20 protein-coding genes and 1 other annotated feature are annotated in these 21612 nt (G+C 48.0%); of the genes, 19 read left to right on the top strand and 1 reads right to left on the bottom strand.

Going from position 1 to position 21612, the window contains the following annotated elements:
• Nucleotides 1-3 precede the first annotated feature (3 nt).
• The 19 genes from murD (at nucleotide 4) to ABXS70_RS06225 (ending at nucleotide 20713) form a co-directional block, all read left to right on the top strand.
• The gene (gene murD / locus ABXS70_RS06135; RefSeq protein WP_342552056.1) at nucleotides 4-1425 is read left to right on the top strand and encodes a UDP-N-acetylmuramoyl-L-alanine--D-glutamate ligase; all 1422 of its coding nucleotides are present in this window, start codon (nucleotides 4-6) and stop codon (nucleotides 1423-1425) included.
• 48 nt (nucleotides 1426-1473) lie between these two features.
• Nucleotides 1474-2571 (top strand): stage V sporulation protein E, encoded by a 1098-nt coding sequence (gene spoVE, locus ABXS70_RS06140; RefSeq protein ID WP_342552055.1) that lies wholly within the window; start codon nucleotides 1474-1476, stop codon nucleotides 2569-2571.
• An 8-nt stretch (nucleotides 2572-2579) separates the two neighbouring features.
• Nucleotides 2580-3689 (top strand): undecaprenyldiphospho-muramoylpentapeptide beta-N-acetylglucosaminyltransferase, encoded by a 1110-nt coding sequence (gene murG, locus ABXS70_RS06145; RefSeq protein ID WP_342552054.1) that lies wholly within the window; start codon nucleotides 2580-2582, stop codon nucleotides 3687-3689.
• Between the two features lie 429 nt (nucleotides 3690-4118).
• Nucleotides 4119-5402 (top strand): UDP-N-acetylglucosamine 1-carboxyvinyltransferase, encoded by a 1284-nt coding sequence (gene murA, locus ABXS70_RS06150; protein ID WP_342552053.1) that lies wholly within the window; start codon nucleotides 4119-4121, stop codon nucleotides 5400-5402.
• Between the two features lie 59 nt (nucleotides 5403-5461).
• A complete protein-coding gene (locus ABXS70_RS06155) occupies nucleotides 5462-6229 on the top strand; it encodes an FtsQ-type POTRA domain-containing protein (protein ID WP_342552052.1) in 768 nt (255 codons plus the stop codon).
• A 295-nt stretch (nucleotides 6230-6524) separates the two neighbouring features.
• Entirely contained in the window at nucleotides 6525-7799 is a 1275-nt protein-coding gene (gene ftsA, locus ABXS70_RS06160) for a cell division protein FtsA (protein WP_342552051.1), read from the top strand.
• Nucleotides 7800-7949: 150 nt separating this feature from the next.
• Entirely contained in the window at nucleotides 7950-9059 is a 1110-nt protein-coding gene (gene ftsZ / locus ABXS70_RS06165; RefSeq protein ID WP_342552050.1) for a cell division protein FtsZ, read from the top strand.
• Nucleotides 9060-9418: 359 nt separating this feature from the next.
• Complete coding sequence (gene spoIIGA, locus ABXS70_RS06170) at nucleotides 9419-10399, top strand: sigma-E processing peptidase SpoIIGA (protein WP_342552049.1); 981 nt, start codon at nucleotides 9419-9421, stop codon at nucleotides 10397-10399.
• An 11-nt stretch (nucleotides 10400-10410) separates the two neighbouring features.
• Nucleotides 10411-11133: an RNA polymerase sporulation sigma factor SigE gene (gene sigE, locus ABXS70_RS06175; RefSeq protein ID WP_342552048.1), complete on the top strand. Its 723-nt coding sequence runs from the start codon at nucleotides 10411-10413 to the stop codon at nucleotides 11131-11133.
• A 112-nt stretch (nucleotides 11134-11245) separates the two neighbouring features.
• Nucleotides 11246-12028, top strand: a complete 783-nt coding sequence (gene sigG / locus ABXS70_RS06180) for an RNA polymerase sporulation sigma factor SigG (RefSeq protein ID WP_056696161.1) — start codon at nucleotides 11246-11248, stop codon at nucleotides 12026-12028.
• Nucleotides 12029-12241: 213 nt separating this feature from the next.
• A complete protein-coding gene (locus ABXS70_RS06185) occupies nucleotides 12242-12634 on the top strand; it encodes a YlmC/YmxH family sporulation protein (RefSeq protein ID WP_342552047.1) in 393 nt (130 codons plus the stop codon).
• A 54-nt stretch (nucleotides 12635-12688) separates the two neighbouring features.
• The gene (gene pgeF / locus ABXS70_RS06190) at nucleotides 12689-13588 is read left to right on the top strand and encodes a peptidoglycan editing factor PgeF (RefSeq protein ID WP_366294764.1); all 900 of its coding nucleotides are present in this window, start codon (nucleotides 12689-12691) and stop codon (nucleotides 13586-13588) included.
• 7 nt (nucleotides 13589-13595) lie between these two features.
• A complete protein-coding gene (locus ABXS70_RS06195; protein WP_342552045.1) occupies nucleotides 13596-14297 on the top strand; it encodes a YggS family pyridoxal phosphate-dependent enzyme in 702 nt (233 codons plus the stop codon).
• Nucleotides 14288-14755 (top strand): cell division protein SepF, encoded by a 468-nt coding sequence (locus tag ABXS70_RS06200; protein ID WP_090923746.1) that lies wholly within the window; start codon nucleotides 14288-14290, stop codon nucleotides 14753-14755. The genes ABXS70_RS06195 and ABXS70_RS06200 overlap by 10 nt, the downstream gene beginning before the upstream one ends.
• A gap of 7 nt (nucleotides 14756-14762) precedes the next feature.
• Entirely contained in the window at nucleotides 14763-15029 is a 267-nt protein-coding gene (locus ABXS70_RS06205; RefSeq protein WP_342552044.1) for a YggT family protein, read from the top strand.
• 16 nt (nucleotides 15030-15045) lie between these two features.
• Nucleotides 15046-15828: a YlmH/Sll1252 family protein gene (locus ABXS70_RS06210; protein WP_342552043.1), complete on the top strand. Its 783-nt coding sequence runs from the start codon at nucleotides 15046-15048 to the stop codon at nucleotides 15826-15828.
• A gap of 239 nt (nucleotides 15829-16067) precedes the next feature.
• On the top strand, nucleotides 16068-16577 hold the full coding sequence (locus ABXS70_RS06215; RefSeq protein WP_090923744.1) for a DivIVA domain-containing protein: 510 nt from the start codon (nucleotides 16068-16070) through the stop codon (nucleotides 16575-16577).
• A 57-nt stretch (nucleotides 16578-16634) separates the two neighbouring features.
• Nucleotides 16635-16926: a binding site (T-box leader), on the top strand.
• A 103-nt stretch (nucleotides 16927-17029) separates the two neighbouring features.
• Nucleotides 17030-20128, top strand: a complete 3099-nt coding sequence (gene ileS, locus ABXS70_RS06220) for an isoleucine--tRNA ligase (RefSeq protein ID WP_366294770.1) — start codon at nucleotides 17030-17032, stop codon at nucleotides 20126-20128.
• Between the two features lie 222 nt (nucleotides 20129-20350).
• Complete coding sequence (locus ABXS70_RS06225; RefSeq protein ID WP_342552041.1) at nucleotides 20351-20713, top strand: DUF5665 domain-containing protein; 363 nt, start codon at nucleotides 20351-20353, stop codon at nucleotides 20711-20713.
• Between the two features lie 59 nt (nucleotides 20714-20772).
• Here ABXS70_RS06225 and ABXS70_RS06230 read toward each other — a convergent pair whose 3' ends face one another.
• Nucleotides 20773-21510 (bottom strand): TraR/DksA C4-type zinc finger protein, encoded by a 738-nt coding sequence (locus tag ABXS70_RS06230; protein ID WP_366294773.1) that lies wholly within the window; start codon nucleotides 21508-21510, stop codon nucleotides 20773-20775.
• Nucleotides 21511-21612 lie beyond the last annotated feature (102 nt).

Below are 21612 nucleotides of genomic sequence, written 5' to 3' on the forward strand. Positions count from 1 at the left end.
ATTATGAACCATCCAGAAACATATCGCGGACAACAAGTGGTTGTGCTTGGGCTGGCCAAGAGCGGCGTACAAGTTGCCAAGGTACTGCATCGTGCCGGGGCTGACGTAATCGTAAACGATAAAAAAGACAGGGAACAGTGTCCCGAAGCTTCCGAATTGGAGGCTTTGGGAATTTCTGTTGTATGCGGGGGGCATCCGGATGATCTCATTCATAGCGATGTGAAGCTGGTCGTCAAAAACCCGGGTATCCCTTACCATGCGCCTCCTGTGCAGCAGGCACTTGAACTGGGGATTGAAGTGGTGACCGAGGTAGAGGTAGCCTATCACCTCTGCGGGGCACCTATAATCGGCATTACCGGTTCCAACGGAAAAACGACAACAACAACGTGGGTAGGAAATATGCTGAATCAAGCAGGATTGAAACCTATCGTTGCCGGTAATATTGGGACACCTCTCTGTGAAGCGGCTGAACAAGCTGCATCCGACAACTGGATGGTCGTGGAGCTGAGCAGCTTCCAGCTCAAAGGCACGGTGGAGTTTCGTCCGCGCATTGCTGCGCTGCTTAACGTAGCAGAGACCCATTTGGATTATCACGGGGGCATGGAGGATTATGTAGCTTCCAAAGCAAAGCTGTTTGCCAACCAGCAGCCGGATGACATCGCCATTCTCAATTGGGATGATGCAGTATGCCGCGAACTTGTTCCATATATCAAGGCCAGATTGATTCCGTTCTCGTTGACGGAAAAACTGGAAACAGGCGTGTATGCTGATCCACCCTATGTAGATGGGGAAGAAGATGATGTGAGACGTCAGTTAATTTACGCGGATGGCAGCGGCAGTAAGCATATGATTATTGATGCGGATGACGTTGGCATACCTGGTCGCTTTAATGTGGGAAACGCGCTGGCTGCGGCAGCCATCGCAATCGCAGCTGGTGCTGACCCGTCACAGCTTGCGGCTCCGCTTGCCGATTTTAAGGGCGTCGAACATCGACTGGAGTACGTCCTTGAGCATAACGGCTCCGTGTATTATAACAATTCGAAAGCCACCAATTCGAAAGCCACAGTGATGGCACTGAATTCCTTCAAGGAACCTGTTGTCCTGATTGCTGGCGGGCTGGATCGCGGTTCGGATATGATGGAACTGCTGCCGGTATTCGAGGAGCGTGTCAAGGCGCTGGTGGTCCTTGGTGAAAACCGGGCTAAGATTGCTAAAGTCGCTGAGCTTGCTGGATTAAAGCAAATTAAGGTCGTCGATAATGAGGAGGACGCTGCCCGTACATTGACGGCTGCCGTTCAGGAAGCAGCAGGGTTGGCTGAACCGGGGGATGTTGTTTTATTATCGCCTGCATGTGCAAGCTGGGACATGTTTGCCTCCTATGAAGAACGGGGACGCATTTTTAAAGAGGCGGCGCATAACTTGTAAGTAGGGGGGTGGAAAAGCCCCTACTTCCATGCAAGGGGTGGCCTCCTGATGAAACAGACGCGACCGGCGCCGGATCTTTGGCTCCTGATTTGTATTTTGGCTCTGCTTGCCATCGGCATCATTATGGTGTACAGTGCAGGCTCGGTGCTTGCCTTCCGCAACTATGGCGATTCATTTTATTTTGTGAAAAGGCAGATTTTATTCGCCGTATTAGGACTTGCAGCAATGTTTGTAACAACAAATGTGGATTACAGGGTATGGAGAAAGTATGCCAAACCCATTCTAATTATCTGTTTTATTATGCTTATTGCTGTATTGATTCCAGGAATTGGTGTCGTTCGCGGTGGTGCACGAAGCTGGCTGGGAATTGGTTCTTTTGGGATCCAGCCATCCGAGTTTATGAAGCTGGGGATGATTCTGTTTTTGGCTCACTGGCTGAGCAAGGACCCCGGCAAAATTAAAACGTTCACGACAGGGCTGCTTCCCCCGCTCGGACTGATGGGGCTGGCTTTTGGCATTATCATGCTGCAGCCGGATTTAGGTACAGGCACCGTGATGATGGGTGCGTCCATGCTTATCATTTTCACAACGGGTGCACGTATGAAACATCTGGGTCTGCTTGCACTTGGGGGCATTGCAGGATTTGCGGCCCTGATTGCGGCTGCGCCTTATCGCCTGCAGCGCATTACAGCGTTTCTGGACCCTTGGTCTGATCCGCTCGGGGCTGGTTATCAGATTATCCAGTCGCTTTATGCCATCGGTCCAGGTGGACTGGCTGGTCTGGGTTTGGGAATGAGCCGGCAGAAGTACAGTTATGTGCCTGAACCGCAGACGGACTTTATTTTTAGCATATTGGCGGAAGAGCTCGGTTTTATTGGTGGAATGATTGTTTTATTACTGTTTTTGGTGCTGGTGTGGAGAGGGATGCGCGTAGCGATGACGGTTCCGGATGCTTTTGGCAGTCTGCTGGCTGTGGGAATTATCGGCATGGTAGCAGTGCAGGTCATTATTAATATCGGTGTCGTGATCGGACTGATGCCCGTTACAGGCATAACGCTCCCGCTGATTAGTTATGGCGGTTCATCACTGACTCTCATGCTCACAGCGCTCGGCATATTATTGAATTTATCACGTTATGCGAGGTGACTTATACGATGCGAGTCGTTCTTAGCGGCGGCGGTACGGGGGGGCATATCTATCCGGCCGTTGCCATAGCAAGACAATGCGAGGCGGAGAATCCCGACTCGACGTTTTTATACATTGGTGGAACCCGTGGACTTGAAAGCAAACTGGTTCCCCAGGAAGATATTCCTTTTCAATCGATCGATATTACAGGGTTCAGACGCAAGTTATCTTTTGATAATGTGAAGACGGTCATGCGGTTTGTTCAGGGTGTGCGCAAGTCCAAAAAAATGCTGAAGGAATTCAAGCCTGATGTTGTCATCGGTACTGGTGGTTATGTCTGTGGACCTGTAGTGTATGCAGCGGCGAAGCTGGGAATTCCAAGTGTGATTCACGAACAAAACGCGATCCCGGGTCTGACAAACAAGTTTCTCATGCGTTATGTAGACACAGTCGCTGTCAGTTTCGAAGGTTCTGAAAATTCATTCTCTGGTGCCAAAAATGTAATTTATACAGGTAACCCGCGAGCGACAACTGTAGCTCAGGCCAGCCGGGACCGCGGATTTGCCACATTGGGTGTTCCGATGGACAGTCGGGTCGTGCTTGTCGTTGGCGGAAGCGGAGGAGCTAAAGCCATTAACCAGGCGATGATCGAGATGGCCCCAATGCTGGAACGGCTGGATGATGTGCATGTAGTGTACGTTACGGGTGAGAGCTATTTTGATAAGACCCGGGAAGCGATCCGTAGTGTTCTGGGAACGATGCCTAATCATCTGCATGTACTGCCTTATGTACATAACATGCCTGAAGTGCTGGCCTGTACCTCGCTAATTGTTAATCGTGCCGGAGCTTCGTTCCTGGCAGAAATTACTTCACTCGGCATTCCATCGATTCTGATACCGTCACCTAACGTGACCAACAATCATCAGGAAGCCAACGCGCGTACGCTTGAAAAAGGAGGCGCGTCACTCACAATGCTTGAGAGAGAGCTTACCGGCGAGAAGTTGTATGAAGCGATTGCAGGCATTATGAATGATGAATCGGGGCGTAAACAGATGGCAGAGGCTTCGCGGAAATTAGGTAAACCCGATGCGGCAGAAGTACTCTTAAAGGAAATCAAGCGTCTCGCTTCGCGGCGGTAAAGTGTGTTAGTGGGCGATTGTCACACACCAGACGGGACTTACATAAGATACCGTATAAATCGTGACAATCGTTCCACAATACTGCAGCAGAGCATTCAAAAGGAATGAACTGCAGGCGTGCATGGATCGGATGTGTCGCGGATAATCAATTCGCTGCAATTGTACTGGAGACAATGGAGGGCACGCTGCAGGAAAGAAGGACATGGCACTTATTTTTCTCCACAAAGTTTTGTGCGATTGGAGAAAGGCACAGGTGCACAGGTAGTCCGCGTAGATGCGCCCGTTTCATTGTTCATACAGGCCAAGCAACAGCAGAGGACGTCATCACCCTTATACAGTCTATTCCAAGCATTATATCATCTCATGGCGGTATTGACCTGATACCGTATCTCTTCGCATCGGGTGAGCGTAAACCCCGGAGGTGATACATTGGACAAATTGGTGATTGAAGGCGGGAAACCCCTATCAGGATCCATACGCATCCATGGAGCGAAGAATGCTGCTTTACCGATTATGGCCGCAAGTTTGCTCGCAGACGGAGAAGTTACGCTGCACAACGTTCCACACTTGCTGGACATCGAAGTAATGCTGTATATCCTGGAACGGCTTGGATGCACCTGTCGGCATGAACAGGGAACAGTGACGATCAATACGTCATTGGTCCGGTCACATGATGTGCCAGAAGATCTCATGAAGCAAATGCGCTCTTCCATTTTTTTGATGGGGCCGCTGCTCGCTAGGTTTGGTAGAGTATCGGTGTACCAGCCGGGCGGCTGTGCGATCGGAGAACGGAAAATTGATCTTCACCTCCGGGGGCTGGAAGCACTCGGAGCACAGATCGAAGAGCAGGACCAGCAGATTATCTGCCATGGAGCCCATCTTACCGGTTCAGATATTCATCTTGATTTTCCAAGTGTTGGGGCAACCGAGAACATTATGATGGCTGCTGTACTGGCTGAGGGCACAACGACGATATTTAACGCTGCGAGGGAGCCCGAGATTCAGGATCTGCAGCACTTCCTGAATGCCATGGGTGCAAGAATCATGGGTGCCGGAACCGATACAATTACGATCAGCGGTGTAAAGAAGCTGCAGCCATGCACGTATGAGATCATACCGGATCGAATTGTTGCTGGAACTGTCATGATTGCGGCTGCTGCAACACGAGGCAGTGTTACGCTTACACACTGCAACCCGGCTCATCTTACTTCGCTTATACATGTGTTGAAGCGCACTGGTGTTCAAATCACAGTTTGCAATGATATAATGACTGTGAGCTGTATGACCCGCCCCAAATCAGTGGATCGTATCGTGACTTCTCCGTATCCTTCGTTTCCGACCGATCTTCAATCACAGATTATGGTGCTGCTCAGTTTGGCAGATGGATTCAGTGTGATGAAAGAGACCGTGTTCGAAGGCCGGTTCAAACATGTGGATGAACTGAACGTGATGGGAGCCGATATTTCAGTGGATCTGAACGCCGCGTTTATCCGTGGTGTTCCAAGACTATATGGGGCTACTGTGGAAGCGACAGATCTTCGCGCAGGGGCAGCATTAGTTATTGCAGGTCTGGCGGCTCAAGGTAAAACCGTTGTGGAGCAGGTGCACCACATTGACAGGGGATATGATCGAATCGAAAAGTTGTTCCAGAGTCTTGGAGCCTCGGTGGAGAGACAGTCGACTGTTTCTAAGCAGTTGGATTTTGCCAATTAACGTCCTTGGCGTCCCCTTCTTCGAGGAGAAGGGGACCTGAGGCTTTGTGGAGCGTTATTATGCCTAAAAGTCAAATTCCGGTTCTCAAGGAGAATCGCCCAAAAAAAAACACAAGCCGCAAAATTGTAATTATCTTATTACTACTATTTATTGCACTGCTGGCTGTATTATTCTTTCGTTCTTCGGTAAGCCGTATATCGGCCATCGAAATAACGGGTAATGTATACACGGCAGCTTCAGCGCTGCTTGAAAAGAGCGGTCTGAAGGAAGGTGACCAGTTTTTTGGAACAAGTGCTGCTGAAGTCATTGAACGGATCAAAACGATTAAAGCTATCTCCACCGTTACTGTGGACAAGCAGTTTCCAGGCACCATCCATATCAAGGTTAAGGAATTCCCGACAGTCGCTTATGAACTTGACTCAAGCGGGGCACTCAAGGCAATTCTGTCCAATGGGACAAGCCTGAATGTTCCGCCGACAATCGGTGTTGCGGTAGAGAAACCAATTCTGACCCAATGGAAGCCGAATGATCCACTCAAAGCAAAACTGAGTGAGGCGCTTGCCCAAATTCCAAATGAACTGACAACGGATATTTCGGAAATTATTCCGAATCCGACGCCGTCATTTCCGGATCAGATCCGCATGTATACCAAGTCACAGTTTGAAGTGATCACAACGGTCTCGTTGTTAACGGATAAAGTGGAGTATTTAAACCAGGTTATAGAGACTGAACGGCCTGGTAAAATCACAATGCTTGAAGCGGATACGTATGTGCCGTTTATCCCGGAGAATCCGGAGGACAATGCTGAGCCGGGGACGTCGCAATGATGTCATTCGGTGATCGGCGGCACATTGCACAAAAGTGCAGGTGGAATCGGGGTTTGGCCCCGGTTCACACATGAAACTTGTTCTTTCTGAGATGAAGAAAAAATGGTACACTTGAACATACGGCAATTGAGTTACCTCCTTCTTTTTTCTTCAAGGTTTTATGTTACGCATCCAGAACTTGGCACCCAAAAAAATTGTAGAAAAAAGAGGGAAAGCCTAAGCTGTGTTGAATATGTTTTAATGAGTGTTTAAACCCGAACGTAATTTACTATTGGAGTCAGGAGGTGCCACAGACTTGAGCAGCAATGACATCATTGTTAGTTTGGACATCGGTACATCCAAAATTCGCGCTATTATTGGGGAAATTAATAATGGAACCTTTAATATTATTGGAGTTGGATCTGCCGACTCGGAAGGAATTCGCAAAGGTGTAATCGTAGATATCGATCAGACGGTTCAGTCGATCCGCAATGCAGTGGATCATGCAGAACGTATGGTAGGTATTCAAATATCCGAAGTATATGTTGGAATCTCGGGCAACCATATCGGACTGATGAGCAGTCACGGAGTGGTGGCAGTATCGAACGAGGATCGTGAGATCGGAGAAGAAGACATGGAGCGGGTGTTGAAAGCAGCCGAAGTCATTGCGGTTCCGCCGGAACGTGAAATTATTGATGTTGTCGCCAAGCAGTATGTTGTTGACGGCTTGGAGGGCATACAAGACCCGCGTGGGATGATTGGTGTTCGTCTGGAAGTTGAAGCAACCATCATTACAGGTGCAAAAACCGCGATACATAATCTTTTGCGCTGCGTGGAAAAAGCGGGATTAAAAGTAAGCGATCTGGTTCTCATGTCATTGGGAGCAGGGCAGCTTGCTCTGTCCAAGGATGAGAAAACGATGGGCTCTGTGCTGGTGGATATCGGAGCAGGTGCTACAACGATTGCTATCTTTGAAGAGGACAGTCTGGTTGCAACTTCAACACTGCCAATCGGCGGGGAATTTGTAACGAATGATATTGCCTACGGTCTGCGCACTCTGACGGACCAGGCAGAGAAAGTCAAGCTGAAATACGGTTGTGCCTGGCTGGATGATGCTGCCGCAGATGTGATGTTCAAAGTTACGCGCATTGGCAGTAACGTAGACAAGGAGTTTTCACAAGAGGATCTGGCGGCTATTATTGAACCGAGAGTTCAGGAAATATTCCAGATGATCGGTCAAGAAGTGAAACGCCTTGGTTACAACGAACTTCCTGGAGGTTATATACTAACGGGAGGTACGGTCTCTATGCCTGGCGTTCTGCAAGTAGCACAGCATGAGCTTGCTGCTTCAGTACGTGTTGCCGTTCCGGATTACATTGGTGTACGTGATCCTGGGTATACCAGCGGCGTTGGTATTTTACACAACGTTATCCGCAGTTTGCGCATCAGGCCCTCAAGCAGCAGCGGCGGTAACAACAACACCACCAGCAAGAAACCGGCGAACCGTCCGAAGCCGAATGCGGCACAGGAATCGGAGCAAAAACCGGGTCTGTTCGAACGACTGAAGAATATGTTCAGTGAATTTATATAACAGGTTGGATCCATTTCATACATTCTTGAAGCCGTCTGAATGCGCTGGTACTAAAATAAACGCTTTCGTTCGTCGATATATGAAATTGATTCGGTTCAAATCAAAAATTGGACGGGCCATTCATGCACATTGAGGGGGAGATGGAATAATATGTTGGAATTTGATTTTGAAATGGAGAGCTTGGCTCAGATTAAAGTTATCGGGGTAGGCGGTGGCGGAAGCAACGCTGTCAACCGAATGATTGAAAATGGTGTGCAAGGTGTAGAATTCATTACAGCGAATACGGATGCGCAGGCGTTACATCTGGCGAAATCCGAACACAAATTACAGATTGGCGATAAGTTGACACGGGGTCTTGGTGCCGGTGCCAACCCTGAAGTAGGCAAAAAAGCCGCCGAAGAATCTCGTGATCTGATGATGAATACCTTGAAGGGTGCCGACATGGTTTTTGTAACTGCCGGTATGGGCGGGGGTACAGGAACAGGGGCTGCTCCAGTCATCGCTGAGATCGCCAAAGAATGCGGCGCTCTCACAGTAGGCGTAGTAACACGACCATTTACGTTTGAAGGACCGAAACGTTCAAGGCATGCCGAGCAGGGCATTGAAGCGTTGAAGGAAAAAGTAGATACGTTGATCGTTATTCCGAACGATCGTTTGCTTGAAATTGTTGACAAAAAGACACCTATGCTTGAAGCATTCCTTCAAGTAGATAACGTCCTCCGTCAAGCCGTTCAAGGTATTTCTGACCTAATTAAAGTCCCGGGCCTGATTAACCTTGACTTTGCAGACGTCAAGACGATTATGACAGAACGTGGATCGGCCCTAATGGGAATCGGTGAAGCAACGGGAGAAAACCGTGCTGCTGAAGCTGCACGCAAAGCTATCATGAGCCCATTGCTTGAAACTTCGATTGAAGGAGCACGTGGTGTCATCATGAACATTACGGGCGGAAATAATCTTTCCCTGTACGAAGTAAATGAAGCAGCAGAGATTGTCACTGCGGCCTCAGATCCGGAAGTGAACATGATCTTTGGTGCGATTATTGACGAAAACCTAAAAGAGGAGATCAAGGTTACGGTAATCGCAACTGGATTCGAGGATAAGCCCGAGGTTCCTCAAGTGCGTAAACCTGCTGCCGCCGCAGACACGGCAGAGACACGTTCACCGAATCTTCGTCCATTCGGAAACCAGCCAAGTAATGATCAGCTGGACATTCCGACATTTTTACGTAATCGTTCCCGGAACAACAATAACGAATAATACGCTTGTGTATAACTTGGAAACCCGGTACTGCTTCTGGAGCAGCCGGGTTTTTTTGCTGTTTTCTTATATATCTTAACATACAAGAATGAACAAATTCTGAACAACCTGCCTGATACATTCCGACAAAAATAGTTGAAGACAAGCTCCCACATTTAGACAGACTTTGAACAGGAGGCTCCGTATACTTGGGAATATGCTCATGAATATCGAAATGATGATGCATGTAAGAGCGGTTCATTCTGAAGCATTCAAAGATCTTTTCAATCCGAGGGGTTCAGGATCGTTCGATTTGAAGCGTTCGCAAATCTCATTCGTAACATTTATTTCGATAGGTCAGCTGCAGGCAGGTGAAGAGCGTGGTTGTTTATGTCGATCTGATTTTTCTAACGAACCTTTGCATTGATGGAACGCTTATTGGATTGACGGCCTGGATGCGCCAAACGAAGCTGGTCTGGTGGAGATGGCTGTTATCGGCCATCGTTGGCGCGTTATACGTTGTGATGATGTTTGTGCCGGCGTTGGATTTTCTGTTTACGTTTTTAATCAAGTTTGGTTTTTCTCTCGTTATGTTGAGCATTGCGTTTGGATATAAGGGACTGCAGGCTTTTGTGAGGACGCTGGGTACATTTTATGTGATTAATTTTGTCGCGGCTGGAGGCATTTTGGGTGTGCACTATATGCTTCAGAGTTCAGGAGAGCTGTTCAACGGGATCTGGTTTACTGCTTCTGGCGGCATGTCGTTTGATCTGAAGATTGCGTTCTGGTTCACATTCATTGTATTCTTTGCGGTCCTCTTATTATTCAAAATTGTACAAAGTGCCAAACGAAAAACAGATCGCCTGACCACTTACCTAGGAATCGTTGAGGTTTCTATTGATGAGGTTATCGTTTCCTGTACAGGCCTTCTGGATACGGGGAATCAGCTTACAGATCCCTTGTCGCGCTTGCCGGTGATGGTTATGGAGGTTTCATTGTGGCAGGAGATGCTGCCTGATTCCTGGAAAAGCCGATTAAAGCACGAACCGCCGGACAACCTCATTATGGAGCTGGACCAGGAACATTTTCAGTGGCAGGATCGACTGCGCCTGGTTCCCTATCGAGGGATAAACAAAGGAACGGCGTTTATGTTGGCGATCAAACCAGATCGGGTAAAGGTGACGATGGAGGGAAGAGATTATGTGACGACAAAGGTTCTGATTGGGCTGGATGGGGGTGTTTTGTCGTCAGACGGGAAATATCAGGCTGTAATTCATCCTGAACTGGTGCAAGAAGCAGCTTCTGCGCAGTCTACGGCTAAATCCGCGGAAGCAACAGAAAAGCCGCTGAATGTGGGATAGGAGGAACCTGGATGCTTGTGAAATGGAAACTGGTTGCGCAGCTGAACTATTACCGTTTATTATTCCTGTTTGGACTGAAGAGTGAAGAGATTTATTACATCGGGGGAAGTGAGGCACTTCCGCCTCCATTGACACGCGAAGAAGAGGAATACCTGCTGCAAAAATTATCGTCGGGCGATTCGGCTATTCGTGCCATGCTGATTGAACGAAATTTGCGTCTGGTGGTATACATCGCACGGAAGTTCGAGAACACAGGCATTAACATCGAAGATCTGGTGTCCATTGGGGCAATCGGACTGATCAAGGCTGTGAATACGTTTGATCCGGAAAAGAAAATCAAGCTGGCCACCTATGCTTCGAGGTGTATCGAAAATGAAATTTTAATGTATTTGCGCCGCAACAGCAAAATCCGTACCGAAGTTTCTTTTGACGAACCGCTTAATATTGACTGGGATGGAAATGAACTTTTATTGTCTGATGTGCTGGGTACGGAGAACGATACAATCTATCGAAATATTGAAGAACAGGTAGATCGCAAGCTGCTGCACAAGGCGCTGGAGAAACTGACGGATCGTGAGCGAATGATTATGGAGCTTCGTTTTGGCCTGACAGACGGTGAAGAAAAGACACAAAAGGATGTGGCAGACCTGCTTGGAATCTCCCAATCCTATATCTCTCGTCTTGAAAAAAGAATCATCAAAAGGCTGCGGAAAGAGTTCAACAAGATGGTCTGATCCTGTGGAAAATAGAGAATGGGTATTACTGGCAAGGGTACCAATGACGAATAAAAAAGCCTGCCCCGGAGATAATGTACATTAATGTTTCTCCTTGGGAGGTAAAATCACGATGACCCGAAACAAAGTCGAGATTTGTGGCGTGGACACCGCAAAGTTGCCTGTTCTCACCAATACTGAAATGCGGGAATTATTTCATTCCCTTCAGCAGCACCATGATCGCTCAGCAAGAGAGAAATTAGTGAATGGCAACCTGCGTCTGGTACTCAGTGTCATTCAGCGTTTTAACAATCGGGGGGAGTTTGTCGATGATCTGTTCCAGGTTGGCTGCATCGGCCTGATGAAAGCCATTGATAATTTTGATTTATCCCAGAATGTCAAATTTTCAACCTATGCGGTGCCGATGATTATCGGTGAAATTCGCAGATATCTGCGTGACAATAACCCGATTCGAGTATCCCGGTCATTACGGGATATTGCCTATAAGGCACTTCAGGTTCGTGACAGCCTGACGAATAAAAATTCACGCGAGCCAACGATATTCGAAATTTCAGAGGCACTCAACGTGCCGAAGGAAGATGTTGTTTTTGCACTGGATGCTATTCAGGACCCGGTATCTCTGTTTGAACCCATTTATCATGATGGCGGAGACCCCATCTATGTGATGGATCAAATTAGTGATGACAAAAACAAGGACGTATCCTGGATTGAGGAAATTGCACTCCGTGAAGCGATGCACCGTCTTGGTCAGCGGGAAAAGATGATATTGTCGATGCGCTTTTTTGAAGGCAAAACCCAGATGGAAGTAGCAGATGAAATCGGCATATCGCAGGCCCAAGTTTCACGTCTCGAAAAATCAGCTATACAGCAGATGCAGAAACATGTGAAGTCGTAATGTGATATAAAGCAAAAGGACGATCCAGCGGATAATTACTCCAATGATCGTCTTTTTTGTGCGGCAGAAAGGAAGATATCCGAAGAGAGTACGCTGCCGTCCAGATTTGCATGAGCGCCTAAGCGAAAAACAGGACATTTTTCGCCTGCAGCACATATATTGTTATAGAAGGATGCAGAACGGGCAGATGAGCGTTAACAGGGGGCGAGAGCAATGAGAGCGAATGCGAATGAATCGACATCACGGGGCATGAAAATTTCCGATTTTCAAACGAAGGATGTTATTAATATTACGGATGGCAAACGTCTCGGTCAGATTAGTGATCTGGAACTCGATCTCAAACAAGGACGAATCGAAGCCATCGTTGTACCAGGATACAGCCGTTTTATGGGGTTATTTGGAGGAGGGACGGATCTCATCATTCCCTGGAGAAATATTGTGAAGATCGGCTCTGATGTCATTCTGGTTAAAATGGATGAGGTGAAGGAACAGGTTTATGACGAGCGCGAACGAGAAGCGCGGCTGTATGATGAGCAGCAGCAGAGTCGTACGGAACGGCTGGAACGGCTGGATCGGTTGGATCGGAATCAGCGGAGAACGATATAAGCGAGACAGAACGCGTCTGCATTTGGTACACTGGAAGTTGTGAGGTGAGAAAGAATGGAACCATTTGTATTGGACAAAGATGTAATGAAGGATATAGAAGAGCAAAGGTATCACGGTAATCAAGATCCGCTGTTATTATATATTAAGCCCTGGAAACTTTCGTTTGATCGGTTAACGGCTGGATTTACAACGAGACACGGCGGCGTTGGTCACGAACCGTACGCTGCCCTTAATTGTGCTTATCACGTTGGGGATGATGCTGAAGCGGTGCTTGAAAATCGCCGCCTTGTGACCGAGAAGCTTGCTTTTCCACTGGAAGCATGGACTTGTGGCGAGCAGGTACATGGTAAACATGTGGCTGTGATCACAGCCAATGACCGCGGCAGAGGTCTGCTGGATCGTCAATCTGCGCTGCAGGATACAGACGGGCTGGTCACAAACGTGCCGGGTGTACTGCTGGCTTCATTTTATGCTGACTGCGTTCCGCTGTATTTCTATGATCCGGTGAAGCAGGCCGTAGGTTTGGCTCATGCGGGCTGGAAAGGTACCGCTGCAGGCATTGCTGTCTCCATGGTGGAAACGATGGAACAAGAGTATGGAAGCCGGAGAGAGGATATCCGGGCGGCCATCGGTCCTTCTATTGGGGGCTGCTGCTACGAAGTAGATGAGGTTGTTATGCAGCAAGTCCGGGTTTGGCTGGATGAACCTCAGGGTAATGATGAATACGATCTTTCTGATTCAAAGCGTATTTGTACACCTGCTGCGAACGGAAAAACGATGTTAAACTTGAAAGAATGTAATCGACACATTATGATGAAAGCAGGAATATTGCCGGATCATATCGAATGTACAACATGGTGTACAAGTTGTCATCCCGAACTATTTTTCTCCTATCGCAAGGAAAATGGGGTAACGGGAAGAATGGCAAGCTGGATTGGGCTGGAAGAGAGGTGACCCTCTGGTGTCATTGGAGGAGCGTAAACAACAGGTAAATCAGAAGATCAAAGATGCGTGTAAGCGCAGCAACCGCCCGTTTGAAGATGTGAATGTGATTGCAGTCACGAAATATGTCTCATTGCAGACGACGGGGGCTGTGCTGGATCATGGTCTTGAGCATATTGGAGAAAACCGCTGGCAGGATGCGCAGGCGAAATGGGAAACCTTCGGACAGAAGGGGACATGGCATTTCATTGGTCATCTGCAGACGAACAAGGTGAAAGACGTCATTGGCAAGTTTGCGTACATACATTCACTGGATCGTTTGTCACTGGCGAAGGAACTGGACAAAAAGGCCGCTTCGCTTGGAATTCAGGTGAACACGTTTATGCAGGTGAACATTTCGGGTGAAGAGAGCAAGTATGGTTTGCAGCCTGAACTGGCAGGTTCATTTCTGAAGGATATTCAATCGTTTAACAACCTTAGGGTCATCGGTCTGATGACGATGGCGCCTCATGAGGAAGATCCGGAGATGACGCGTCCTGTGTTTAGGGGGCTGCGTGAGCTGAGAGATGATTTGAATGGACAAGCTCTGACAGCAGAACCGTTGAGAGAGCTGTCCATGGGCATGTCTAATGATTTCGAAATAGCCATTGAAGAAGGGGCAACCTGGGTGCGGCTTGGATCGATTCTCGTAGGAAAAGAGGAGGGGACACGATGGGCGTGATGAATAAATTCATGAATTTCCTGGGTCTTCAGGAAGAAGAAGAAATTGTGGAGCGTGAACGGCTTGCAGCACAAGAGGAACATGAGCCTGAACAGCAGGAAAATGAAACCTCTGCACTTGATAAACGTAGAAACCAAAGGGGTAATAATGTGGTTAGCATTCATTCCCAGAAAAATGTTAAAGTTGTGCTGTATGAGCCTCGTTCCTATGACGAAGCACAGGAGATTGCCGACCATCTGCGCTCGCATCGTACCGTTGTTGTGAATCTGCAGCGAATTCGCCAGGATCAGGCTTTACGTGTAATTGACTTTCTAAGCGGAACGGTTTATGCATTAGGCGGGGGGATATCCAAGATCGGCGGCAACATTTTTCTCTGTACGCCAGATACGGTTGAAATTCAGGGAACGATTACGGAAATACTGGCTGACAGCGAGCAAGATTATAACAGAATGAGGTGAGCCGTTTTTGTATCAGATTGAAGTCCTATTGGGTACGCTGTACCAGATTTATTTTTACATGGTCATTGTCTACATATTGATGTCCTGGCTTCCCAACGCACGGGAAAGCTTCATTGGTGAATTGTTAGGCAAATTTGTGGAACCTTATCTAAGACCATTCCGCCGATTTATTCCGCCGCTGTTCGGTGTGCTGGATATTTCCCCGATTGTGGCATTGATTGTGCTTCAACTCGCACTTCAAGGGCTTGTCACAATTCTGAGATACTTCTACTAGTTAGGGTGACATATAGATGAGCGGTGATATTTACGAACATTTTAGTCATGATGAACGGGATTTTGTAGACAAAGCCTCGGATTGGATCGAGCGGGCCAGCAAGTATCATGATATGAAGCTGACCGATTTTCTTGATCCAAGGCAGGTGTTTATTCTGCAATCCCTGGTGAATCGCAGCCAGCATGTTCAGATTCGTCTGGACGGCGGTTACGAAGCGGCTGAACGTAAGCGTGCATTGATTGCACCTGACTATCGATACCTCGATGAGGAAGATATGGGGATGCAGGTGCTCAGTATTACGTCGGACGACCGAAAAATCTCGGAACTGGAGCACGGGGACTATATGGGTTCCCTGCTCGGGCTCGGGATGAAGCGAGGCAAGATTGGAGATATTCAAGTGCTGGATGATGGCTGCCATACCGTGGTGGCAGCGGAAACCGGCGCTTTTTTATCGCTTCAATTGAATCAGGTGCATCGCGTTCATGTGTTCACAGAGCTGTTGCCGTTGAACCAGCTGAAATGGTCTGCGACGAAATTGGACACCATAGATATTACCGCTGCTTCGCTGCGGCTGGATGGCATCTGTGCAGATGTGTATCGGCTGAGCCGGAGCAAGGTGCTGGTCCCAATCAAGGCAGGACGCTGTAAAGTGAACTGGAAAGTGGTGGAGGACCCTTCGAAGCCGCTCAAGGAAGGGGATGTGGTATCCATTCAAGGGTTTGGTCGTTTCAAGGTGTTGGAACAGGATGGAATGACCAAAAAGGGACGATGCCGATTGAAAATCGGGAAATTTGCTTGATGCTGCTGCAGGATAATCCGAATTCTTGTCGAAATGTTAAACGTAAAGGTAAAAAAATACTCGGTGTTTCCGATATACATTAAAGTACAAGATATGTGGAATCTGACGATGTAAGGGCAGAACCTGCATCCGTACAAGCTGCCCAATTCGGCATCTTTCATACGGCCCCTTGGGTGGAACCCATATGCTGCAAACCTTCTCTAACACGCGAGAAGGAATTTTTACAGGAGGTGGACAGCATGCCATTAACGCCGCTGGACATACATAACAAGGAATTCTCCCGACGCCTGCGTGGGTATGACGAGGATGAAGTCAACGAATTTCTAGATCAAGTCATCAAAGATTACGAAGGCGTCATTCGCGAGAACAAAGAGCTGAGCAATCAGCTGCTGTCCGTTCAGGAGAAGCTGGATCATTTTGCAACCATTGAGGAGACCCTCAGCAAAACGATCATCATTGCACAGGAAGCTGCTGACGATGTGAAGAATAACGCCAAGAAGGAAGCTCAGTTAATCGTAAAGGAAGCAGAGAAAAATGCAGACCGAATCGTTAACGAAGCACTTGGCAAATCACGTAAGATTGCTTTGGAAGTGGAAGAACTGAAGAAGCAGGCGTCCATCTATCGCGCGCGTTTCCGTACGCTTGTTGAAGCTCAGCTTGAGCTGCTTACGCAGGATGGCTGGGAAGCGCTGGAGAGCCGTGAACAGGAAGTGCGTGACCGTGAGCGGGAGATGAAGGAAATTTATTAGTCTGCCGCCCGGTTGACTTTTGCGGGCAAAGAAGCTATAACTATATTCATATTGAATAGTGATTCCATGACGGGCTCAGTACGTTATGATCTCATCCCTCAGAGAGTTGGTGTCTGGTGAAAACCAACGGATGAGTTATAGCCGAATATCTCCCCGGAGAAGTGACGCTGAAGCGGTGAATGCATTGCCGTGTGTAAGCCGAACCGTAAACCGTACGTTATAACGGTACCCTGCATTAGTACAGCGGGGCTTAAGCGCTGTTGATGACAGAGCATACTCGGGGTGACCTGAATGTGGTTTGTGATGAACAGAATTAGGGTGGTAACGCGAGCAGAACCTCGTCCCTTTCCAGGGATGGGGTTTTTTTGTGTCCCGAAACGGTGAGTGAAGCGAGTCGTATTGTGCACATTTTACAAAGGCCTCGTACAAAAAAAGGAAGGAAGTTGAACAGCATGCAGCGAGTCGATGTCAAAGAGAAAGCACGTGCAAGAGAATTACGTGTATTAAATAAATGGAAATCGGAGAACACGTTCAAACGATCCATTGAGAACCGGGAGGGCAAACCAAACTTCGTATTTTATGAAGGTCCGCCTACAGCCAACGGTAAACCGCATATCGGTCACGTCCTTGGACGTGTCATCAAAGACTTTGTCGGACGTTATAACACGATGAAAGGTTATCGCGTTGTACGTAAAGCCGGGTGGGATACACACGGCCTGCCAGTTGAACTCGGAGTACAGAAGAAGCTGGGCATCTCCCACAAATGGGAAATCGAAGATTATGGTGTGGAGAAGTTTATCAACGAATGTAAAGCGAGCGTATTCGAATACGAGCAGCAGTGGCGTGATTTGACGGAAGGCATCGGATATTGGACTGATATGGATAACCCTTATATCACGCTCGACAACAACTACATCGAGAGTGTGTGGAACATTCTTGCAGCGATTCATGAGAAAGGTCTCTTGTACCGCGGTCATCGCGTAAGCCCATACTGTCCTTCCTGTCAGACAACATTGAGTTCGCATGAAGTTGCACAAGGGTACAAGGATGTTAAAGATCTGAGTGCTACCGCCAAATTCAAACTGCATGAAAGCGGCGAATTCGTACTTGCCTGGACGACGACACCATGGACACTGCCTTCTCACGTGGCTTTGGCTGTAAACCCGGAAATGGAATACTCCCGTGTCCGTCAAAATGATGAAGTATTCATCATGGCGACAAATCTGGTGGAAAAAGTAATGAAAGACAGCAAAGGTGAATATGAGATCATTGGCACGCTGAAAGGTGCGGATCTGGTCGGCAAAACGTACAGCCCGCCGTTTAACTACGTTCAGGCTGAGAAAACGAACATCATCCTTGGTGCAGGATTTGTAACGGATGCAAGCGGTACGGGGATCGTACACATGGCTCCGGCACATGGTGAAGATGACTACCGTGTATGCCGTGAGAATGGCATCAGTTTTGTAAACATGGTTGATCTGGAAGGCAAGTTTGTGGCGCAAGTTACTGATTTTGCAGGTCGTTTCGTGAAGGATTGCGACATCGACATTGTGAGATACTTGTCTGAGCATGGCCGTCTGTTCAGCAAAGAGAAATACGAGCACAGCTATCCGTTCTGCTGGCGCTGTGATACTCCACTTCTGTACTACGCAATGGACAGCTGGTTTATTCAAACAACAGCGATCAAGGATCAGCTGATTGCCAATAACAGCGAAGTGGAATGGTATCCAGGGCATGTGCGTGAAGGCCGCTTCGGGAAGTTCCTCGAAGATCTCGTGGACTGGAACATCAGCCGCGACCGTTACTGGGGAACGCCGCTGAACATCTGGGTGTGTGAAGAAACAGGCGAACAGTTTGCTCCGCACAGCATTGCTGAATTGCGGGCGCGTGCTGTAGGTGATGTGCCGGAAAATCTGGAGCTGCATAAGCCATATGTGGATGAAGTGAAAGTGCTCAGCTCTTGCGGCAAATACGAAATGAAGCGTACACCTGAAGTCATCGATGTATGGTTCGACAGCGGCTCTATGCCGTTTGCACAGCAGCATTATCCTTTTGAAAATAAAGAAGTATTTGAACAGCAATATCCGGCGGATATGATCTGTGAAGGGATTGACCAGACGCGCGGCTGGTTCTACAGCCTGCTCGCGGTGTCCACCCTTTTGACAGGTAAAGCACCATATAAAGCGGTCATGGCAACAGGACACGTGCTTGATGAAAACGGACAGAAGATGTCCAAATCCAAAGGCAATGTTATCGATCCATGGGAAGTAATTGAGGAGTACGGTACAGATGCATTCCGCTGGGCGCTGCTGTCTGATAGTGCACCGTGGAACAGCAAACGTTTCTCCAAAGGCATCGTAGGGGAAGCCAAATCCAAAATGGTGGATACACTGGTGAATACCCATGCATTCCTGACGCTGTACGCAACCATTGATGGATTTGATCCACAGGAGCATCCATTCCTATTGTCCGCTCACAAGCTGGATCGCTGGATCTTGTCGAGATTGAACAGTCTGATCCTTGTCGTGGAAAAAGCGTTGTCTGTAAACGACTACCTGAATTCATCCAAAGCGATTGAAGCCTTTGTGGATGAGCTCAGTAACTGGTATATCCGCCGTTCCCGTGATCGCTTCTGGGGAAGTGGCCTGACGGAAGATAAACTGGATGCGTATCGCACGTTAACTGAAGTGCTCGTGACTACAGCGAAGCTGGTAGCCCCGTTCACGCCTATGCTGGCTGAGGATATTTACCTTAACTTGACTACTGGCGAAAGCGTGCATATGGATGATTATCCTGCAGCTAATGAAGCATTGATCGATGCAGCATTGGAGCAGGACATGGAAACAGCTCGCCGCGTCGTTGAGCTTGCACGCAACGTCCGTAACGAGACAGGCATCAAAACGCGTCAGCCACTGTCCGAATTGATCGTTTCTCTTGATAAAGGTTTCGATCTGGCAAGTTATGAAGAGATCATCAAAGAGGAGATCAACGTCAAAGGAATTCGTACAGAGCATAACGATGCGGAGTTTGTTGATTTCACACTTAAGCTGAACCTCAAAGTCGCGGGTAAAAAATACGGTAAAAACGTAGGTTTCCTGCAAAATCTGTTTAAAGGCATGACGGCTGATGAGACACGTAAAGTGGTATCTGATGGTGCGTTTAATGTTGTTTCTCCAGAAGGGGAGGAACTTCAGGTGACTGCTGAGGAACTGCTGGTTGAGAAACAGGCTAAATCCGGCTTTGCATCGGCATCCGGTTACGGCTTGACGGTTGCCCTGAATACGGAGATCACAACGGCGCTGGAGCAGGAAGGTTGGGTGCGCGAAGTTGTCCGGGCAGTACAGGATACACGGAAACGTCTGGATCTGCCAATCGAGAAAAGAGTGCGTCTGACGCTGGATGTGGATGCGGATCTGCAAGCAGCAATTGAAGCGTTTGACGATGTCCTGCGCGAAAATGTGCTCGTGACTGACGTGACATTTGGCAAGGCGGATGCAATGGAGCGTGTAGAAGCCGGAGGCAAAGCCATCGGAATCTATATTGAAGGATAGCGTATAAAGTCGTTTCTGTCCTTGGGATGACAACTTCTATATGTATGGACAGGTAATTAAATAAAGAATAAAAGAGAATATAAATAAACGAGCCTCAGCTAAGGAAGTCATTTCCGGTGCTGGGCTCGTTTGTTTTTTCGCAGATAGGGCAATGATTAAATTGTGCAGTTTTAAAAAAAATTCGAACGTTACATCTATAATCATGCAGGGATGGAGCAAAACATGAGCAAACAAGAACAGTCGGCGGAATCCATTAAGGCAGCCTCTGTCACGGATTCCGTTGATACACCCCATGACAAAATTGAAGAATTACATACGTTGACCAATCGACTTGCGAACGAATTGGAGCGTTCACGGATTGCGCAGTATACAGAGCTGCTGAACCGGCCATGGAAGCTGATCGGTTTAAATCTGTTGTCAGGTGCAGCAAGAGGTGTCGGAATTGCGATCGGATTTACCTTTTTCGCTGCAACCATCATTTATGTGCTGCAGGTTCTTGGTGCATTAAATCTGCCCATTGTTGGAGATTACATTGCAGATATTGTACGAATCGTACAGCGGCAGTTGGACATGAATACCTATTAATAAACTTGGAATGGATCAATCACAATGGAATAAGGCTAAGGACTAGCCATTAGGAGTCTTCATATCGGTTCATCCTGCCCGGCATCCGGTTCAAGCAGTCCCGAACCTTCGCCATTCTCGAGGTACTGTCGGTATTGGCGATTACGGACGATGGATACATCATGACCGTAAATATCGGTTGCGACAAAGCTCTCGTAAGCCTCAACAAAACCATCCAGCTCTTCAGCAGCTTCAATAGCCATAACATCGTAGCTGTCAATATTACCGTCTTCTGCCATTGCCGGAGAATTCGAATTGCCCCAACTCTCTACAATCTGCCAGGCATCTTCACCGTCAAAGCCATTCTGATCATCCCGTTCGTCCAGACTGGTACGTCCAAAAGAGGGCGCAAGAAATTCTTCCTCCACAGGTCGATTCTCGGAAACGACCGTCTCGGGTTGATGTTTTTTACAGTATTTTGTGTAGGGGACGGCTTCCATTCGCTCGTAAGGAATGGGCTGCTGGCAGACGGCACATGTGCCGTAATGGCCTTCTTCCATCGCATGCAGGGCTGAATCAATTCGTTCGAGTTGGAACTCATCATGTTCCAGCAGGGAAATGTCTTTTCCGCGTTCGTACACTTCTGTGGCAAGATCACCAGGGTGATTATCAATAGGTGACAGTTCACCGGTCTGCAGTTTCAAAGAATCCCCGAGGCCGTAGTGCTCGTTCTCCGACAGCCTGTGTTCAATATCATGTTTATCGGACAAAAGCTGGGATCGCAGAGATCGCATCTGCTCGGCTGTGAAATGTGACATGGCTTACCCCTTTCTGTTCCATCTGGAATCCGGTTGATGTCTCCATTCTAGGATGTGCTTTTTCGAGCGGGATTAGAGAAGGCAAATGTTATCGCTTTTTCC

The sequence above is a fragment of the Paenibacillus sp. AN1007 genome, from assembly GCF_040702995.1.
GTDB lineage: Bacteria > Bacillota > Bacilli > Paenibacillales > Paenibacillaceae > Paenibacillus.